Annotated in this window: 19 protein-coding genes; all 19 read right to left on the minus strand. The window is 69.4% G+C overall.

The genetic code is table 11. The features are described 5' to 3' along the window. Positions 1-3 precede the first annotated feature (3 nt). The 19 genes from ccmI to C7416_RS23345 all read right to left on the minus strand — a co-directional run bounded on the left by ccmI (position 4) and on the right by C7416_RS23345 (position 16,678). Positions 4-1,203 (minus strand): c-type cytochrome biogenesis protein CcmI, encoded by a 1,200-nt coding sequence (gene ccmI, locus C7416_RS23255; protein WP_111521122.1) that lies wholly within the window; start codon positions 1,201-1,203, stop codon positions 4-6. Further along, on the minus strand, positions 1,200-1,667 hold the full coding sequence (locus C7416_RS23260) for a cytochrome c-type biogenesis protein (RefSeq protein ID WP_111521123.1): 468 nt from the start codon (positions 1,665-1,667) through the stop codon (positions 1,200-1,202). Before C7416_RS23260 ends, ccmI begins: the two co-directional genes overlap by 4 nt. Next, entirely contained in the window at positions 1,660-2,202 is a 543-nt protein-coding gene (locus C7416_RS23265) for a DsbE family thiol:disulfide interchange protein (protein WP_111521124.1), read from the minus strand. Before C7416_RS23265 ends, C7416_RS23260 begins: the two co-directional genes overlap by 8 nt. Then, positions 2,199-4,235 (minus strand): heme lyase CcmF/NrfE family subunit, encoded by a 2,037-nt coding sequence (locus tag C7416_RS23270; protein WP_111521125.1) that lies wholly within the window; start codon positions 4,233-4,235, stop codon positions 2,199-2,201. Before C7416_RS23270 ends, C7416_RS23265 begins: the two co-directional genes overlap by 4 nt. Further along, positions 4,232-4,702 carry a cytochrome c maturation protein CcmE gene (gene ccmE / locus C7416_RS23275; RefSeq protein ID WP_111521126.1) on the minus strand — a complete coding sequence of 157 codons (471 nt, stop codon included), beginning with the start codon at positions 4,700-4,702 and terminating at the stop codon, positions 4,232-4,234. Before ccmE ends, C7416_RS23270 begins: the two co-directional genes overlap by 4 nt. Continuing rightward, complete coding sequence (gene ccmD, locus C7416_RS23280; protein WP_115712754.1) at positions 4,699-4,848, minus strand: heme exporter protein CcmD; 150 nt, start codon at positions 4,846-4,848, stop codon at positions 4,699-4,701. The genes ccmE and ccmD overlap by 4 nt, the downstream gene beginning before the upstream one ends. Next, positions 4,845-5,615, minus strand: a complete 771-nt coding sequence (locus C7416_RS23285) for a heme ABC transporter permease (RefSeq protein WP_111521127.1) — start codon at positions 5,613-5,615, stop codon at positions 4,845-4,847. The genes ccmD and C7416_RS23285 overlap by 4 nt, the downstream gene beginning before the upstream one ends. Then, positions 5,612-6,289, minus strand: a complete 678-nt coding sequence (ccmB, locus tag C7416_RS23290; protein WP_111521128.1) for a heme exporter protein CcmB — start codon at positions 6,287-6,289, stop codon at positions 5,612-5,614. The genes C7416_RS23285 and ccmB overlap by 4 nt, the downstream gene beginning before the upstream one ends. Next, complete coding sequence (gene ccmA / locus C7416_RS23295) at positions 6,286-6,933, minus strand: cytochrome c biogenesis heme-transporting ATPase CcmA (RefSeq protein WP_373425082.1); 648 nt, start codon at positions 6,931-6,933, stop codon at positions 6,286-6,288. The genes ccmB and ccmA overlap by 4 nt, the downstream gene beginning before the upstream one ends. A gap of 3 nt (positions 6,934-6,936) precedes the next feature. Then, positions 6,937-7,524 (minus strand): cytochrome c3 family protein, encoded by a 588-nt coding sequence (locus C7416_RS23300; RefSeq protein WP_111521201.1) that lies wholly within the window; start codon positions 7,522-7,524, stop codon positions 6,937-6,939. Between the two features lie 58 nt (positions 7,525-7,582). Beyond that, a complete protein-coding gene (locus tag C7416_RS23305) occupies positions 7,583-8,107 on the minus strand; it encodes a nitrate reductase cytochrome c-type subunit (protein WP_111521129.1) in 525 nt (174 codons plus the stop codon). 25 nt (positions 8,108-8,132) lie between these two features. Next, complete coding sequence (napA, locus tag C7416_RS23310) at positions 8,133-10,628, minus strand: periplasmic nitrate reductase subunit alpha (RefSeq protein WP_111521130.1); 2,496 nt, start codon at positions 10,626-10,628, stop codon at positions 8,133-8,135. Further along, entirely contained in the window at positions 10,625-10,963 is a 339-nt protein-coding gene (locus C7416_RS23315) for a chaperone NapD (protein ID WP_111521131.1), read from the minus strand. The genes napA and C7416_RS23315 overlap by 4 nt, the downstream gene beginning before the upstream one ends. 105 nt (positions 10,964-11,068) lie before the next feature. After that, positions 11,069-11,233, minus strand: a complete 165-nt coding sequence (napE, locus tag C7416_RS23320; RefSeq protein ID WP_111521132.1) for a periplasmic nitrate reductase, NapE protein — start codon at positions 11,231-11,233, stop codon at positions 11,069-11,071. 203 nt (positions 11,234-11,436) lie between these two features. Continuing rightward, positions 11,437-11,781: a hypothetical protein gene (locus C7416_RS23325; protein ID WP_111521133.1), complete on the minus strand. Its 345-nt coding sequence runs from the start codon at positions 11,779-11,781 to the stop codon at positions 11,437-11,439. Between the two features lie 181 nt (positions 11,782-11,962). Continuing rightward, positions 11,963-13,189 carry a phosphoglycerate dehydrogenase gene (gene serA, locus C7416_RS23330; protein WP_111521134.1) on the minus strand — a complete coding sequence of 409 codons (1,227 nt, stop codon included), beginning with the start codon at positions 13,187-13,189 and terminating at the stop codon, positions 11,963-11,965. A 123-nt stretch (positions 13,190-13,312) separates the two neighbouring features. Beyond that, positions 13,313-13,840: a hypothetical protein gene (locus tag C7416_RS23335; protein ID WP_111521135.1), complete on the minus strand. Its 528-nt coding sequence runs from the start codon at positions 13,838-13,840 to the stop codon at positions 13,313-13,315. Positions 13,841-13,949: 109 nt separating this feature from the next. Next, on the minus strand, positions 13,950-14,144 hold the full coding sequence (locus tag C7416_RS23340; protein WP_062802722.1) for a hypothetical protein: 195 nt from the start codon (positions 14,142-14,144) through the stop codon (positions 13,950-13,952). Positions 14,145-14,236: 92 nt separating this feature from the next. After that, entirely contained in the window at positions 14,237-16,678 is a 2,442-nt protein-coding gene (locus C7416_RS23345) for a TonB-dependent receptor (protein ID WP_111521202.1), read from the minus strand. Between the last annotated feature and the right edge of the window lie 44 nt (positions 16,679-16,722).

Consider the following 16,722-nt stretch of genomic DNA (forward strand, 5'->3'; position numbering starts at 1 on the left):
GCGCTATGGCACGGCGGCGTCGATCGCGATCCGCACGCCTTCGCTGCCGACTGCCAGCGGACCGCTGCGCCCGACCAGGTCGCCCGACTGCGGCATGGCATTGCCGCTTGCTGAAACGCGCGCCTCCACCACCACCTGCGTGTGCGCCGACAGCTTGCGGTCGGGCCGCATCGCCATCGCATCGTCCAGCGTGAACGTCAGCGGCAGGTCGCGCGCCAGCCGGCGCACCACGGCCAGCGGCATGCGCGAGCCGTCGGCGGGCAGGGCGTAGACGAACAGGGTGTCGCCCGGCTGCGGCGTGCGCCCGGCCCTTTCGCTAAGGGTGACCATGCCGGTGATCTTCGCCGGCTGCGCGGCGGAATCGCCGCGCGCCGCGACAAGGTTTGCGGCCACGCGCGCCGCGGTCTGCGAATCCGGGGGCAGCAGCCGGTGCAGGTGTTCCCAGTAGCCGATCGCCGCCTGTTTGTCGCCGCGCTCCACCGCCGCGCTGGCCGCCAGCGCCAGGGCCTTGGGGTCATCCGGGTCCAGCGCCAGCGCCCGGCCGATCTCCGCCATTGGCAGGCCTTGCAGTGAGCCATGGTTGAGACTGGCCAGCACATCGGCGTAATCGGCGCGCAGCGATGCCACCTCTGGCGCCAGCTCGACGGCGCGGGCGTAGGCCGCCGCAGCGTCGGCATGCCGCTCCAGCACGCTGTAGGAGCGCGCCAGCATGGCCCAGCCTTCGGGATCGGCCGGCGCTTCGCGCAGCCGCTGCGCCAGCTGGTTGACCATGCCTTCGACCTGCGCGCCGCTGAGCTGGTGCTGGCTGCCGCCAACGTCCGGCATGTCGCCGGCGCGCCAGAGCGCGACGGGGTTGCCCAGGTGCAGGTAGAGCAGGATGGCGGCGCTCGGCAACGCCGCCAGCAATGCCGCGGCGAGCAGGGGGGAAGTGCTGGCGCGGTGCGTGCCGGTGGCGGTGTCCGCGGCTTCATCCAGCAGCCGGCGGCCGAGTTCGTCGCGGGCTTCGGCATGCCGGGTCGCGCTCAGCGTGCCGGTGCGCAGGTCGGCGTCGAGCTCGCGCAACTGGTCGCGGTACAGGTCGACCAGCAGCATGCGCTCCGGCGTGCCAGGGTCAGGAGTGGCGAGGCGGCGCAGCAGCGGCCACAACAGCCCGGCCATGGCGGCGGCGATCAGCGCGGCGGCGAGCAGCCAGAAGGTCGTCATGGTTGTCGGGGGCTGGCAGGATCGGCGGCGTCGTTGAGCAGGCTTTCAAGGTGGCGCCGGGCGCTGTCGTCGAGTGCAGCGCCCGTGCCGCGGTGACGCGCGCGGGCCCGCACGATCGCCCATGCGACGCCGGCAACCAGCAGCAGCGGGCCAAACCACAACAGCCACGTCAGCGGCCGCAGCGGCGGCTTGTACAGCACGAAGTCGCCATAGCGCTGCGCCAGGTAGTCCTTGACCGCCTGGTCGCTGGCGCCGCCGCGCAGCTGCTCGCGGATCTGGCGGCGCAGGTCGACGGCCAGGTCGGCGTTGGAGTCGGCCAGCGTCTGGTTCTGGCACACCAGGCAGCGCAGTTCATTGGACAGCGCATGCACGCGCGCATCGAGCTCGGCCTCGGTCGGCGCGGCAGCCGCCAGCACTGGCAGCCAGCATAGCCACAGGGCAAGCGCAGCGCGAAGCCTATGCATGGCGACCTCCCTGGCGCTGCAGGCGCTCGATCAGCGGGATCAGCTTCTGCTCCAGCACCTCGCGCGTGACGGGGCCGACCTGGCGGTAGCGCACCACGCCGTGCTGGTCGATGACAAAGGTCTCGGGCACGCCATAGACGCCGTAGTCGATCCCCACGCGCCCGTCGGCGTCGACCAGCGATGCGGTGTAGGGGTCGCCGAGCCGCTGCAGCCAGTCGCGCGCGGCGCCGGCCTCGTCCTTGTAATTCAGGCCGTACAGTGGCACCGGCGCGCGCGCGGCGAAGTCGACCAGTACCGGATGTTCGGTGCGGCAGGCCGCGCACCACGAGGCCCACACATTCAGCAGCCACACCTTGCCGCGCATGTCGGCGGACGCCAGCGTGCGGCCTTCCGGTTCCAGCAGCGGCAGCGTGAAGGCGGGCGCGGCCTTGCCTACCAGCGGCGAGGGCAGTTCGCGCGGATCGTGGCGCAGGCCCGCGGCCAGCGCGACAGCGAGCGCGAGGAAGGCGGCGAGCGGCAGCAGGAAACGCGTCATGCCGGCGTCTCCTCGCGCGTGGAAGCCAGTGCGGGCGCGGCAGGGGCACTCGTCGGCGCGGGAGCGGCTTCGGCCGCGGCGCGGCGGCGCAGCCGGTAGCGCTTGTCGCACGCGGCCAGCAGGCCGCCCAGCGCCATCAGCACGCAGCCCGCCCAGATCCAGTCGACGAAGGGCTTGACGTGGATGCGCACGGCCCAGGCGCTGCCGTCGGCGCCGTTGGACACGTTCTCGCCCAGCGCCACGTACAGGTCGCGCGTCAGGCCGCTGTCGATCGCGGCCTCGGTGGTCGGCATGTCCTGGCTGCGGTAGATGCGGCGCTCGGGATGGAGCACCGCCACGCGCTTGCCGTCGCGCGAGGCGGTCAGCGTGCCGCGCAGCGCGTCGTAATTGGGACCGGCGGCCTGCCTCACGCCGGCGAAGCGGAAGTCGTAGCCGCCGACACTGACGGTATCGCCCGCGCGCATCGGCAGTTCGCGCAGGCTTTCCTGTCCGGTGACCACCGTCACGCCCGCGATGAAGATGCCGACGCCGGCGTGCGCCAGCAGCATGCCCCAGTAGCTGGGCGCGAGCTGGCGCAGCGCGCTGAACCTGCGCCCCTGCTCATGGCGCAGCCTGCCCGCCAGGCTCGCCACCGCGCTCAGCACGCACCATGCCGCCAGCAGCAGCCCCAGCCCGGTCATGGCGGAGGTGTTGCGCAGCACCAGCAGCAGTCCCAGGCCGATGGCCACGCTGGCGATGCCGGCCCAGCGCAGCCGCCGCGCCATGTCGGGCAGGCTGCCATGGCGCCAGCGCGCCAGCGGCGCCGCGCCCATCAGCAGCACCGCGGGAGCCATCAGCGGCACGAACACCTGCTCGAAGTAGGCAGGCCCGACCGAGATCTTGCCCAGCCCCAGCACATCGACCAGCAGCGGGTAGAGCGTGCCGAGCAGCACCGTTGCCGCCGCCACCGCCAGCAGCACGTTGTTGGCCAGCAGCAGCGACTCGCGCGAGACCGCGGCAAACTCGACCCGCCGCGACACGTACGACAAGCGCGGCGCGCGCCATGCGTACAGCGCCAGCGCAATGCCGGTGACCAGGCCCAGCAGGGCCAGGATGAAGATGCCGCGCCTGGGATCGACCGCGAACGCATGCACCGAGGTCAGCACGCCGGAGCGGACCAGGAAGGTGCCGAGCAGGCTCAGCGAGAACGTGAAGATCGCCAGCAGCACGGTCCAAGCGCGAAACGCCCCGCGCTTCTCCGTGACCGCCAGCGAATGCATCAGCGCGGTCCCCGCCAGCCACGGCATGAACGAGGCGTTCTCGACCGGATCCCAGAACCACCAGCCGCCCCAGCCCAGTTCGTAATACGCCCAGGCGCTGCCGAGCATGATGCCCAGCGTCAGGAAGGCCCACGCCACCGTGGTCCACGGCCGCGACCAGCGCGCCCAGGCGGCGTCGACGCGCCCGGCCAGCAGTGCCGCCACGGCGAAGGCGAAGGTCACCGAGAAGCCGACATAGCCCATGTAGAGCAGCGGGGGGTGGAAGACCATGCCGGGGTCCTGCAGCAACGGATTGAGGTCGCGCCCCGCCATCGCCGGCGGCAGCAGCCGCACGAAGGGGTTGGAGGCAAACAGCAGGAACAGCACGAAACCAGCGCTGATCGCTCCCATCACGCCCAGCACGCGCGCCACCGTGGCCAGCGGCAGCTGGCGGCTGTAGCGCGCCACCGCCAGCGACCACAGCGCCAGCATCAGCGTCCACAGCAGCATCGAACCTTCATGCCCGCCCCATACCGCCGCAATGCGGTAGGCAAGCGGCAGCGCGCTGTTGGAATTGGCGGCGACATAGCGCACGCTGAAGTCGTTGGCGACGAAGCCCCATGCCAGCGCCGCGAACGACAATGCCACCAGCGCGCATTGCACGCGCGCAGCCGGCCGCGCCACCGCCATCCACGCCAGCCTGCCGCGCGCCACGCCCGCCAGCGGCACTGCCGCCTGCACCAGCGCTACCAGCAGCGCGACGATCAGCGCGAAGTGCCCCAGTTCGGCGATCATTGGCGCGCTCCCTGCGCGGGGGCCCCGGCCATGCGGCGGTTCACCTGTTCAGCCTGCTTGAGCGCGTCGGCGGCTTCGGGCGGCATGTAGTTCTCGTCGTGCTTGGCCAGCACCTCGCTGGCAATGAATGTGCCGTCGGCTTCCAGCTTGCCGCGCGCGACCACGCCCTTGCCCTCGCGGAACAGGTCGGGCAGCAGGCCGCGGTAGAGCACCGGCACCTGCCGCGCGGTGTCGGTGACGACGAAGCGCACGGTCATGCCGTCGCCCTCGCGCCGGATCGAGCCGGGCTCGACCAGTCCGCCAAGCCGGAAGCTGCGCGCCACCGGCGCTTCCTGCGCCGCCACCTGGCTCGGGCTGAAGAAGAACACCAGGTTGGAGCGGAAGGCATTAAGTACCAGCGCCAGCGCGATGCCGCCGCAGGCCAGGGCCGCGGCGAGCATGCCGAAGCGGCGCTGGCGCGGCGTCATCGGCGCGTGCCGGCCTGTTTCGCACCGGCGCGGCAGCGGCGCGCCAGCAGCGCCAGTTCCAGCGCCAGCAGCAGCGCGCTCATGCCGAACGCGCCGGCGATGAAGATGCCATGGCCTCCATAGGGGAGCAGCGACGACAGGGTCACGATGTCTCTCCGGTGGGCGGCACCTCGCCGCGTTCGCGCAGGATGCAGCGCACCCGCACCAGCGCCACGGCGATGGTGTACATCCAGCATGCCAGCGTCATCAGCAGCATGCCGGCCAGCATCGTGGCCGCCATCGACGGCGCCGCCGTCAGGCTGACCGAAGCGCCCTGGTGCAGCGTGTTCCACCACTGCACCGAGAAGTAGATCACCGGGATATTGGCCACGCCCACCAGCGCCAGCACCGCGCAGGCACGCTCGGCGCGGCGCGGCTCGTCGATGGCGGATTCCAGCGCGATAAAGCCGAGGTACAGGAACAGCAGGATCAGCTCGGAGGTCAGCCGCGCATCCCAGACCCACCAAGTGCCCCACGTCGGCTGGCCCCACAGCGCACCGGTCCAGAGCGCCAGCGCCGTGAACAGCGCGCCGGTGGGCGCCAGTGCCGAGGCCATCATCGACGACAGCCGCGTGCGCAGCACCAGCGCCAGCGCGCAGTAGCAGGCCATGACCAGGTAGATGAACATCGACATCCATGCCGCCGGCACGTGGATGAAGATGATGCGGTAGACCTCGCCCTGCTGCGCATCGGTGGGCGCCACGGCAAAGCCGACATACAGGCCGGCGAGGGCAAGCACCGCCGCCGCGGCGAAAAACCACGGTGCCATGCGCCCGGCCAGCGGATAGAACCGCACCGGCGCCGCGTATGCCATCCAGGCAAAGCGCGCCCGGGGCGCTCCGGCGGTATGCAGCGAGGGCAGCGGCTGGCTCATGCCGGCGTCTCCATGGCGATGCGTAGCCCCGCGGCGGCGGCCAGCGGGCACAGGAACAGCGACAACGCCAGGCACGCGCCCAGCAACGAGAACTGCGGCACCACGTCGAGCCCGGCGTCGGCCGCCGCCGCGGCACTGGCGCCGAACACCAGCACCGGCACGCACAGCGGCAGCACCAGGATGCACAGCAGCACCGCGCCGCCGCGCACGCCCAGCGTCAGCGCCGCGCCCACGGCGCCGATCAGGGAGAGCGTCGGCGTGCCGACCAGCAGCGAGGCCGACAGCAGCAGCGAGGCACCCCACGGCAGCCCGTACTGCTGCGCCAGCAACGGTGTCAGCAGCAACAGCGGCAGCCCGCTGGTCAGCCAGTGCGCCGCGATCTTGGCCAGCACCAGCAGCGCCAGCGGATGCGGTGACAGCAGCAACTGGTCGAGGCTGCCATCCGCGTGCTCCTGCGCGAACAGCCGCGACAGCGACAGCATCGACGCCAGCAGCGCCGTGACCCACAGGATCCCGGGCGCCAGCGCGCGCAACTGCTGCGGCTCGGGACCGATCGCCAGCGGGAACAGGCTCGCGGCGATGACAAAGAACACCACGCTGCCGAGCAGGCTGCCACGCCGGCGCCAGGACAGCGACACGTCGTGCGCGACGATGGCGGCCAGGGTGCGGGTCATGTCGCCGCCTCCAGCCGCAGCACCGCGCCGCCGTTGCGCAGCAACTGGTGGGTGGCGATCACCGCCATGCCGCCCGCTGCCAGGTGCGCGTCGAGCTGTGCGTCGAAGCGCGCGCAGGCGTCGGCATCCAGCGCCGCCACCGGTTCGTCGAGCAGCCACAGCGCGCGCCGCGCCAGCGACAGGCGTGCCAGCGCCACGCGCCGCCGCTGCCCTTGCGACAGCGCGCGCACCGGCGTGTGCGCGAGACGCTCCAGTGCCTGCGCGGCCAGTGCATTCGCGACCGCGCCGGCCGCGTCGCTGCCGGCCATGCGTGCGGCAAAGCGCAGGTTTTCAGTCGGGCTCAAATCCGGGTCGATGCCATTGGCATGGCCGACATAGGCCAGCGCCTGCAGGTAGGCAGGATCGCCGGCGCGCAGTGGCCGGCCGTGCCAGTGCAGCGTGCCTTCGTCCGGCACGGCGAGGCCGCACAGCACGCGCAGCAGGCTGGTCTTGCCGCTACCGTTGGCCCCCAGTACCTGCAGCAGGCAGCCCGGCGACAGCGCCAGGTCGATGCCGCGCAGCACCGGGCGGGCGGCGCGCGACAGGCCGAGCCCTTCAACGCTCAGCGCGGGCGCGTGATCTGGCCGGGCGGCGGGTAGCAGCACGCGTCATTTCTCCTCGGCCTTGGATACGTCCGGAAGATGATGGGCGATGCCCTTGTGGCAGTCGATGCAGGTCTTCTCCTTGTTGGCCAGGTAGGTCGAATGCATGGCCTGCGCGCGCGGGCTCTGCCGGGTGAAGTCCATCGACTGGTAATCGTGGCAGTTGCGGCATTCCAGCGAATCGTTGGCCTTGAAGCGGGCCCACTCGTGCTGCGCCAGCGTCAGCCGGTGCGCCTGGAATTTCTCGCGCGTGTCGACGGTGCCGAAGATCTTGGCCCAGACTTCCTTGGACGCCTGCATCTTGCGCGCCATCTTGTCGGTCCAGTTGTGCGGCACGTGGCAGTCCGAGCATTTGGCGCGCACGCCGCTGCGGTTGGTGAAGTGGATGGTGCCCTGCAGCTCCTGGTAGACGTTGTCGCGCATCTCGTGGCAGCCGGTGCAGAATTGCTCGGTGTTGGTCAGTTCCAGCGCGGTGTTGAACGCGCCCCAGAACACCACGCCGGCAATAAAGCCGCCCAGTGTCAGGAAGCCCAGGCTGAAGTAGGCGCTGGGCCGGTTGATGGTCCGCCAGTAGCGCTTGAGCAGGTCGAGCATGGCGCGCATCCGCAATGAGGTTGAGGTCGGGGCCGGGCGCTGCTATCTGGTCGCGCCCTTATTTGGCCGCTCCCTTGGTGTCGGCCGCTCCTTTGGCGCCGGGCTTGCGCTTGAGCATCTGCTCGACATCGATGAAGGTATTGCCCACCAGCGGCTTGGCGTCCGCCTGCGGCACGTGGCACTGCGTGCAGAAATAGCGGCGCGGCGACACCTCGGCCAGCACGTTGTTGTCGCGGTCCATGTAGTGCGTGATGCTGACCGGGATCGCCTGGGTCTCTTCGGTGCGGGTGCGCGCGTGGCAGAACATGCAGCGGTTGAAGTCCTTGTCGACCTGGTAGCCGTCGATCTTGTGCGGGATCGTCGGCGGCTGCATGGTGTAGTTGCGGTTGCGGCGGATGTCCTTGTTCTCGGTCGGGTATATGATCGGGGCCTTGGTCTCGTTGCCGATGGGCGTGCTGCCGCGCATGGCATCGACCAGGCCTTGCTGCTGCTGAGCACGCGCCGGCAGCGGCAATGCCGCCAGCACCGCCAGCAGCAGCGTGAGCACGGCCAGCAGTGGCGCCCAGGATCGACTCGGTTTCATGGCGTCTCCTGTTGTATCGGCCGCGCTAGATCTTGACGATCTTGACCGCGCACTTCTTGAAGTCGGTCTGCAGCGAGATCGGGCAGGTGGCGTCGAGCGTGACCTTGTTGATCAGCTGGCTGGCGTCGAACCACGGCACGAACACCAGCCCGCGCGGCGGCGCATCGCGCCCGCGGGTCTCAAGGCGCGAGCGCATGCTCCCGCGCCGCGACACCACCTCCACTTCCACGCCGCGGCGCAGTCCCATGGCCCTGGCATCTTCCGGATGCATGAACACCACGGCGTTGGGGAAGGCGCGATACAGCTCGGGCACGCGGCGCGTCATCGAGCCGGAATGCCAGTGCTCCAGCACGCGGCCCGTGACCAGCCAGTACGGGTACTCCTTGTCGGGCGATTCGGCCGGCGGCTCGTAGGGCAGGGCGAAGATCACCGCCTTGCCGTCGGGGTTGCCGTAGAACTGGTAGCCGGTGCCGGCCTTCACGTAGGGATCGCTGCCTTCGCGGTAGCGCCAGCGGGTTTCCTTGCCGTTGACCACCGGCCAGCGCAGGCCGCGCGCCTCATGGTAGGCGTCGAACGGCGCCAGGTCGTGGCCATGGCCGCGGCCGAAGGTGGCGTATTCCTCGAACAGCCCCTTCTGCACGTAGAAGCCGAAGGCCTTGGCCTCGGCGTTGTGGTACTCGGTGCTGACTTCCTTGAGCGGGAACTTGTCGACCTGCCCGTTGCGGTAGAGCACGTCGAACAGGGTCTTGCCGCGGTATTCCGGCTTCTTCGCGATCAGGTCGGCGGGCCAGACGTCCTCGACCTTGAAGCGCTTGGAAAACTCCATCAGCTGCCACAGGTCGGAGCGCGCCTCGCCCGGCGCATCGACCAGCTGGTGCCAGAACTGCGTGCGGCGCTCGGCATTGCCGTAGGCGCCTTCCTTCTCGACCCACATCGCGCTCGGCAGGATCAGGTCGGCCGCCAGCGCGGTGACGGTGGGGTAGGCGTCAGACACCACGATGAAGTTGGCGGGATTGCGGTAGCCCGGCAAGCCCTCTTCCATCAGGTTGGCCGCCGCCTGCATGTTGTTGTTGACCTGCACCCAGTACGCATTGAGCTTGCCGTCCTTGAGCATGCGGTTCTGCAGCACGGCGTGGTAGCCCGGCTTGTCGGGAATGGTGCCCGCCGGCAGCTTCCAGATGCGCTCGGCTTCTTCGCGGTGCTTGGGATTGGTCACCACCATGTCCGCCGGCAGCCGGTGCGAGAAGGTGCCGACCTCACGCGCGGTGCCGCAGGCGGACGGCTGCCCGGTCAGCGAAAACGGGCTGTTGCCCGGCGTGGCGATCTTGCCGGTCAGCAGGTGCAGGTTGTAGATCATGTTGTTGGCCCAGCTGCCGCGCGTATGCTGGTTGAAGCCCATGGTCCACAGCGACATCACCTTGATGTTGGGATCGGCATAGAGCTCGGCCAGCTGGTCGAGCTTGTCCTTGGGCACGCCCGACAGCTTGCTGACGGTATCGGCATCGTACTTGGCCACGAAGCGCGCGAAGTCGTCGAACGTGATCGGGCGCGAGGCGCCGGGATCGGCCGCGTTCTTGGCCGCCTTCTGCAGCGGATGCTCGGGACGCAGCCCATAGCCGATGTTGGTCACGCCTTCCTTGAACACCGTGTGCTTGTTGACGAAGTCCTTGTTGACCTTGTTGTTCTTGATGATGTAGTGGGCGATGTAGTTCATCATCGCCAGGTCGGTCTGCGGCTTGAAGATGACCGGGATGTCGGCCAGGTCGAACGAGCGGTGGGTGAAGGTCGACAGCACCGCCACGCGGGTCTTGGGATGGCTCAGGCGCCGGTCGGTGATGCGGGTCCACAGGATGGGATGCATCTCTGCCATGTTCGAGCCCCACAGCACGAAGGCGTCGGCGGCCTCGAAGTCGTCATAGCAGCCCATCGGCTCGTCCATGCCGAAGGTGCGCATGAAGCCCTGCACGGCCGATGCCATGCAGTGGCGTGCATTGGGGTCGATGTTGTTGGAGCGGAATCCGGCCTTGTACAGCTTGGACGCGGCATAGCCTTCCCACACGGTCCACTGGCCCGAGCCGAACATGCCCACCGCGGTCGGGCCTTTCTCTTTCAGCACGCGCTTGAACTGGCGCTCCATCTCGTCGAAGGCGCGCTCCCACGTGACCGGCGCGAATTCGCCGTTCTTGTCGTACTGGCCGTTCTTCATGCGCAGCAGCGGCCTGGTCAGCCGGTCCTGGCCATACATGATCTTCGACAGGAAGTAGCCCTTGACGCAGTTCAACCCCTTGTTGACCTCGGCCTGCGGGTCGCCGTTGGTGGCAACCACCTTGTTGTCCTTGACCGCCACCGTGACGCCGCAGCCGGTGCCGCAGAAGCGGCACGGCGCCTTGGACCACTTCAGCTTTGTCACCTCGCTGTCCGTGACAAAGTTGGCGGCACCGGCCGGCAGCGCGACGCCGGCCACGGATGCCGTTGCGGCGACGGCGGTCTGCTTGATGAAATCGCGGCGGGAGAGGGTCATATGCCTGCCTCCTCGTTCATTGCGGGGTTCACGACCTCGTGCATGGCGTCGGCGTCTTCGTTGTGCTGGTAGACCAGTGCGGCCGACAGCACGCCGTCGAGCTGGTGCAGGAAGGTGAGGTGCGCGGCGATGGCGCGCGAGGTGGGCGCTTCGAGGGTGACCACCAGCTTGCCGCTGTCGCTGACGGCATGGACCTCGGCGCCGGCCATCGCGTCGATGGCCGCGCGCACCTGCGGCAGGCTGGCGGGAAGGGCATGGACCACGATGCCGGCGATATGCCATTCTGCGCCCGCCGGCAGCGGCTGGATGGGGATGGCACTTCTTGCAGCGGGCATGCGCAAGCTCCGGTTCGATGCCGTTTCAGTCTGTGCTGCAGCTTCTTTTTATCAATCCAATGCCCCGGTGGCGCAGCTTGCGCAACACCGGCCTGCACGGTCCGCCTAGTGGGAGGGCGGTCCGCTGATCAGCTGGGTCATCCAGACAATGAACCCATAGCCCGCAACGATGATGACGGACAGCACCGGCACCATGACGGCGGTCAGGAAAAGGAAACTGCGCAGTTCTTCTTGCTTGCGTTGCGGATCGTGGTGGTCACCGGATTCCATGGCAGTTGACGTCCTCGGCAAAAATAGGAGCCGGTGCGGCCCGATTCGTTACACCATTAAAGGAAGCACATGCGAAGGTGTCAAGACGGCACTCGCGACGCGGCAGCCAGCGCTGGCACCAGATGCGGCATGGGCCGCAACGCTGGCTGCGCGATCCCCCGATTGCGGTAGCTGCGCCAGGCGCAGTCCGCGGAATATGTCATCTAGTGATAGGTCACCACGACCAGGTAGGCTGGCGCCGAACTGCGCTTGCCGGCGAGCGCCGGTTGCACTTCAAGCTCGGCCGCGCCGATGCGCGTCGGTCCTGCCGGATGGTGCGGTGCCACCGCGAAGGGCGTCGAGACCATGTGGCCCGCTGGCTGCTGGCAACTGGCCTGTACCTGGCCAGCGGCCGCGCGGAAGCCGCATGAGGGGTTGGTGATCGCACCCAGGAACGTAATGGTGCCGGTTTTCGCAACAGCGCTGCTGCTCGCCGCGCTCGCCAGCAGCGCGGCTGCGGCGAGCCGGCCGACCAGGGCGGCGGCCTTCCTGCTCCGTTCAAGCGACATATCTGAACCTCACGATAAGTTAGTGCGGCCCGCGCGGGCCGCCATTGTCATCGCTAGCGTGCAGGCCCACCAATGCGGGTGTGGGCTGCATTCAGCATAGTGGCCGGTTCAGATCATATTTGGCATTTAAGACAGTCCGGTGGACATTGACGGCATGGATCCGGCAACCATGGCCACGTGGCTACACCGCGCCGCGCAGGATCAGCCGCGAGCGCGCAAAGCCGGCATGGGTCTGCAGCGCCTGCATCAGCTGTTCGGACGGCGCGCGGTCCAGGTCGGTGACCACATAGCCGGTGTGGCCGCGCGTCTGCAGATGCTGGCCGGTGATATTCACACCTTCCTGCGCCAGCAGCGTGTTCAGCGCCGCCAGCGCGCCGGGCGCGTTGCCGTGCACGTTGAGCAGCCGTGCCGGCGCATGCAGCGGGCCGGGGTCGACTTCGGGGAAGTTGACCGCGCCGATGGTGCCGCCGGTGGCGAGGAAGTGCGCGAGCTTGGCCGCGACCTCGGTGCCGATGTTCTCCTGCGCTTCCTCGGTGCTGCCGCCGACGTGCGGGGTCAGCAGCACGTTGGGCAGGTTCTGCAGTTCGCTGGTGAAGGGATCCTGGTTGGTCTTGGGCTCTTCGGGGAACACGTCGATGGCCGCGCCGCCCAGCCGCTTCTCGCGCAGCGCCGCGGCCAGCGCGGCGATGTCGACCACGCTGCCGCGCGAGGCATTGATCAGGATTGCGCCGGGCTTGAAGGCGGCGAGGATGTTGGCATCGATCATGTTGCGCGTGCGCGGCGTGGCGGGCACGTGCAGCGTCACCACCTCGGCCTGCGACACCGCTTCTTCGAGCGAGCCCGCGGCGCGGGCCGAACCGTGCGAGAGCCGCGCGAGCACGTCGTAGTAGACCACGCGCATGCCCATCGATTCGGCCAGCACGCCCACCTGCGAGCCGATATTGCCGTAGCCGATGATGGCGATGGTCTTGCCACGCGTCTCGAACGCGCCGGCTGCGCCCTTGGCCCATTTGCCGGCATGCGCGAGCGTGTTCTTCTCGGGGATCCGGCGCAGCAGCATCACCGCTTCGGCAACCACCAGCTCGGCCACCGAACGGGTGTTGGAAAAGGGCGCGTTGAACACCGGGATGCCGGCGGCGGTGGCGGCGTCGAGGTCGACCTGCGAGGTGCCGATACAGAAGCAGCCGATCGAGAGCAGCCCGGGCGCGCTGCGGATATCGTCCGCGCGCAGGTGGGTGGCAGAGCGGATGCCGATCACGTCATGATCGGCCAGCACCTGGCGCAGTTCCGCACCGGCCAGCGCGCCGGTGCGGCGCTCGACCTGCAGGCCGGCTTCGGCCAGACGGGCGTTGGCGCTCTGGTGGATGTTCTCGAGCAGGATGGCTGTGGTCACGTTGGTCTTCCGCATGGAGGGTTGGCGGGCATTGCCGCATCGCCTCCATTCTGCGCGCAAAACGGTGCCGGGGCCGGGGAGCCCCTGCTGCCGGCATTGGCACCGGCGGCGGGATCCGCTTCAACTTCAGCTTCAGCGTCAGCGCGCGCGGCGTGCGTCGCCGCCGAGCGGGTCGACGATGATCATGGTCTGGCGCAGCACGCCGGCGTTGTCGAAGTAGCAGCTGAAGTGCGCCGTCTGCAAGCCGTCCTTGTACATGCGCCAGGACCAGGCTTCGCGCTGCATCAGCGGGTAATACTGCACCGGCTCGCGTGGCAGGCCGAAGTGCTGCTGCACGTCCTGCTTGGTCCAGACCCCGACCCGGGCGCGATAGATCTCGGCTTCGGTCAGCATCTGGCGGTAGCGGATCAGCCTGCCCGCGGCGTCGAAATCGGCGGCGTAGACCTCATGGCCGAAAGGTTGCCGCGACCACAGCCAGCGGCTGGTGCCGTCGGCCAGGCGGTGGGTCTCGGTGGGAGGTCCGAAAGTCTGGCGCACGGCACTTTCTGGGCTGCCGATCATCTGCTGGCCGGTCTGCTCCGGCTGCAGCGTGGCACAGGCGCCGAGCAGGGCGGCGGCTATGCAGAAGAGGACGAGGTGACGGCGGGGCAGGGACCGGGGTGGCATGGCGCGCTCCTGCAAGAGGGAATGTCCGCAGCCGCCATTGTCCGGCTGCCGGCCCGCCCGGCGCAACCGATCGGGATGCCGGAACGCCGGCGCCGCCCCCACGCCGGGCTTAGCAGCGGCCCTTCTTGGCCTGGCCCGGCGGGCAGAACGACTCGTTGCCGTACGCGTCGACGCGGCAGTTGCCTTTCTTGGCCTGCCCCGGCGGGCAGCCCTGCGGGCCGCCGCCGTAGGTGTCATAAGGGGCGACCACGCAGCCGCCGAGCAGCGCGCTGCACGCAACCAGAAGGGCCAGGACGGATTTCATTGCATTCTCCTTGTTGTGGGGGATTCCATTTGCGACAGGAGAATAGATTGTGCCCGCGCCGTTGTCTGTAAGGAATCGTGAAGACGGCGGCGCTACATCCGGAACACCACACCCAGCCAGACACTGCGCGGCGCCCCCGGCGCCACAAACAGCGCGCTGGCGGCGTCGCCCGGGGCCACGTGCGGCCGCACCAGGCTGCCGCCGGGAAAGACGTCGTTGGCGATCTGTCCATAGGTCTCGTAGCGCCGGTCCAGCAGGTTGGCCACGCGCGCGTAGATCTCGAAGCGCTTGCTGACCTGATACGCCGCACGCAGGTTGATGGTGGCATAGCCGGGCGTGCTTAAGTCGGCGGCCTGCGGCGCTGCGCCCGGCTGCGGGTCGCTGCGCAGGCCGTCCTCGTTGCCGCTGGAGACCGAGCCCGACACCGCCACCAGGTCGGCGCCCAGCACCAGCCCGGGCAGCGCCTGCCAGTCCGCGCCCAGCTTGAGCGTATGGCGCGGCAGGCCGGCCATGCGCATGCCCGGGCGGATGTCGATGGTGCGTTCGCCGGCGGCCAGCGCGCCGGCGGACTGGTAGGTGGCCTGCAGGTAGCTGTAGGCCAGCCGCAGCGTGACCGGGCCGAGGCGGTGGCGGGCGCTGAGGTCGAGCCCCTGGTTGCGGGTGCGGTCGAAGTTGGCGAAGTAGCCGAGCTGGGTGTTCGGCGCGCGCACGAACAGGATGTCGTCGTGGTTGTCGATGCGATAGAGCGATGCCGTGACCTCGGTGTGCGGGCGCGGGTGCCAGCGCACGCCGGCCTCGAACGCATGCGACACCACCTGCTTCAGGTAGGGATCGGCCTGCAGGCCCGCCGGCAGCCGGCAGGGCCGCTCCGGGTCGGCGCAGCCGAGTTCGAGCACGGTCGGCACGCGGTTGTTCTGCGCATAGCCGCCGAACACCGTGACGCCGCCGCCCAGCTTCTGCGCCAGCCCCAGCGCCGGGTTCAGGCGGCGGTAGGTGAAGCTTTCGCGCGGCTGCTCGCTGCCGTCGCTGTTGCGCAGCGTATTGCTGACGCTGACGTGGTTCCAGCGCGCCGACGCGGTCAGGAAGGTGGTGGGCGTCAGCGACCAGGTATCGGACAGGTACAGGCCAAGCGTGCGCGCGTTGCCGCTGACGCCGGAGAACAGCGCGTTGGCCGCGGCGGGATCGGCGACCACGCCGCGGTCGTCGGTGAAGCTGCCGGGCTGTGCGTATTGCGAATAGGTCAGGCGGCTGCGGTCGAGCGTCAGGCCGGCATTGAGCACGTGATGCTCGCTCTCCCGCGCCAGGCTCAGCGCCATGCCCACGGTCTGCTGCCGCATATGGCTGGTGTTGAGCACCGCCGGGTGCAGCGCCGCGCCTTGGGCGCGGGTCATGCCGCAGTCGTCGCCGCGCGGGCTGCCGTCGGCGTCGAAGCCGTCCTCGCAGTCTTCGGCGTAGGCCTCGTAGTCCGGGTTGACGTCGCCGTTGGCGGTGTCGCGGCGGCTGTTGCGCACATAGGCCAGCGCCGCGGCGCTGGTCTTGTCGTCGAACCAGTGGCGGCCGTTGAGCGCGGCCTGCGTGACCAGGTTGCGGGTCTGGTCGGGATAGGTGTAGACCGCGCGCCGGTTGGACTGGTACAGCTCGGGCAGGGTACCGCCGTCAGCCGCGCGATAGCTCGGCACCAGCCCGTTGCCGGTCAGCGTGCTGCGCCCGTGCAGCACCGAGACATCCCAGCTGCTGCTGGCGCCGGCGTAGCCCGCCTTGGCAAAGACATTGCCGAGCCGGCCCTCGGAATGGTCACGCCAGCCGTGCTCCTGGAACAGCGTGCCGGCGGCGAACGCATGCCAGCCGCTGTCGCTGCGCACGCCGCCGGACAGGTCGGCGCGCTTGCGGGCATGGCTGCCGTAGGACAGGTCGGCGCTGAAGCCGGGCGAGTCCAGCCCGGAACGCGTGGTCATCGCGAGCGCGCCGCCGAGGGTGTTGAGGCCATAGGCGGGATTGGCGCTGGACACCAGCGACGCGCTTGCCAGCGCCGCCTCCGGAATCATGTCCCAGCTGACCACGTCGCCGAAGGGCTCGTTGACGCGGATGCCGTCCAGGTACACCGACAGCCCCTGCGGCACGCCGGGGATCGATGAGGCGCGGAAGCCGCGGTAGGTGATGTCGGTCTGGAACGGGCTGCCCTGGATGTCGTTGACGTTGACGCCGGCGAGATGGCGGTTCAGGTAGTCGGCCAGGTTGCCGGCGCGCGCGCCGCCGAGCTCGCTGCCGCGCACGCTCTGCACGGTGTAGGGCACCAGGTCGCTGGCCACGCCGATGCCGGGCAGCGGCGCGGCGGCCACCACCAGCACTTCGGGCAGCAGCGTACTGTCCTGGTTTGGCGCAACAGTGTCCTGTTGCGCCACAGCGGCACGCTGGCACAGCAGCGTGACCAGTGCGGACAGCACCGCGGCGTGGCGCCACGGGCGTGCCGCGACGGCGCGCGGAAGTCGGGATGGCCGCTGGCCTGGCGGTGCAGGGCGCGGGATGGCTGGCATGGTCGTCTCCTCGGGATAGCGGCGCATGCCTGCATCGGGCCGCG

Source organism: Cupriavidus phytorum (assembly GCF_003254285.1).
In the GTDB taxonomy this organism is placed as follows: domain Bacteria; phylum Pseudomonadota; class Gammaproteobacteria; order Burkholderiales; family Burkholderiaceae; genus Cupriavidus; species Cupriavidus phytorum.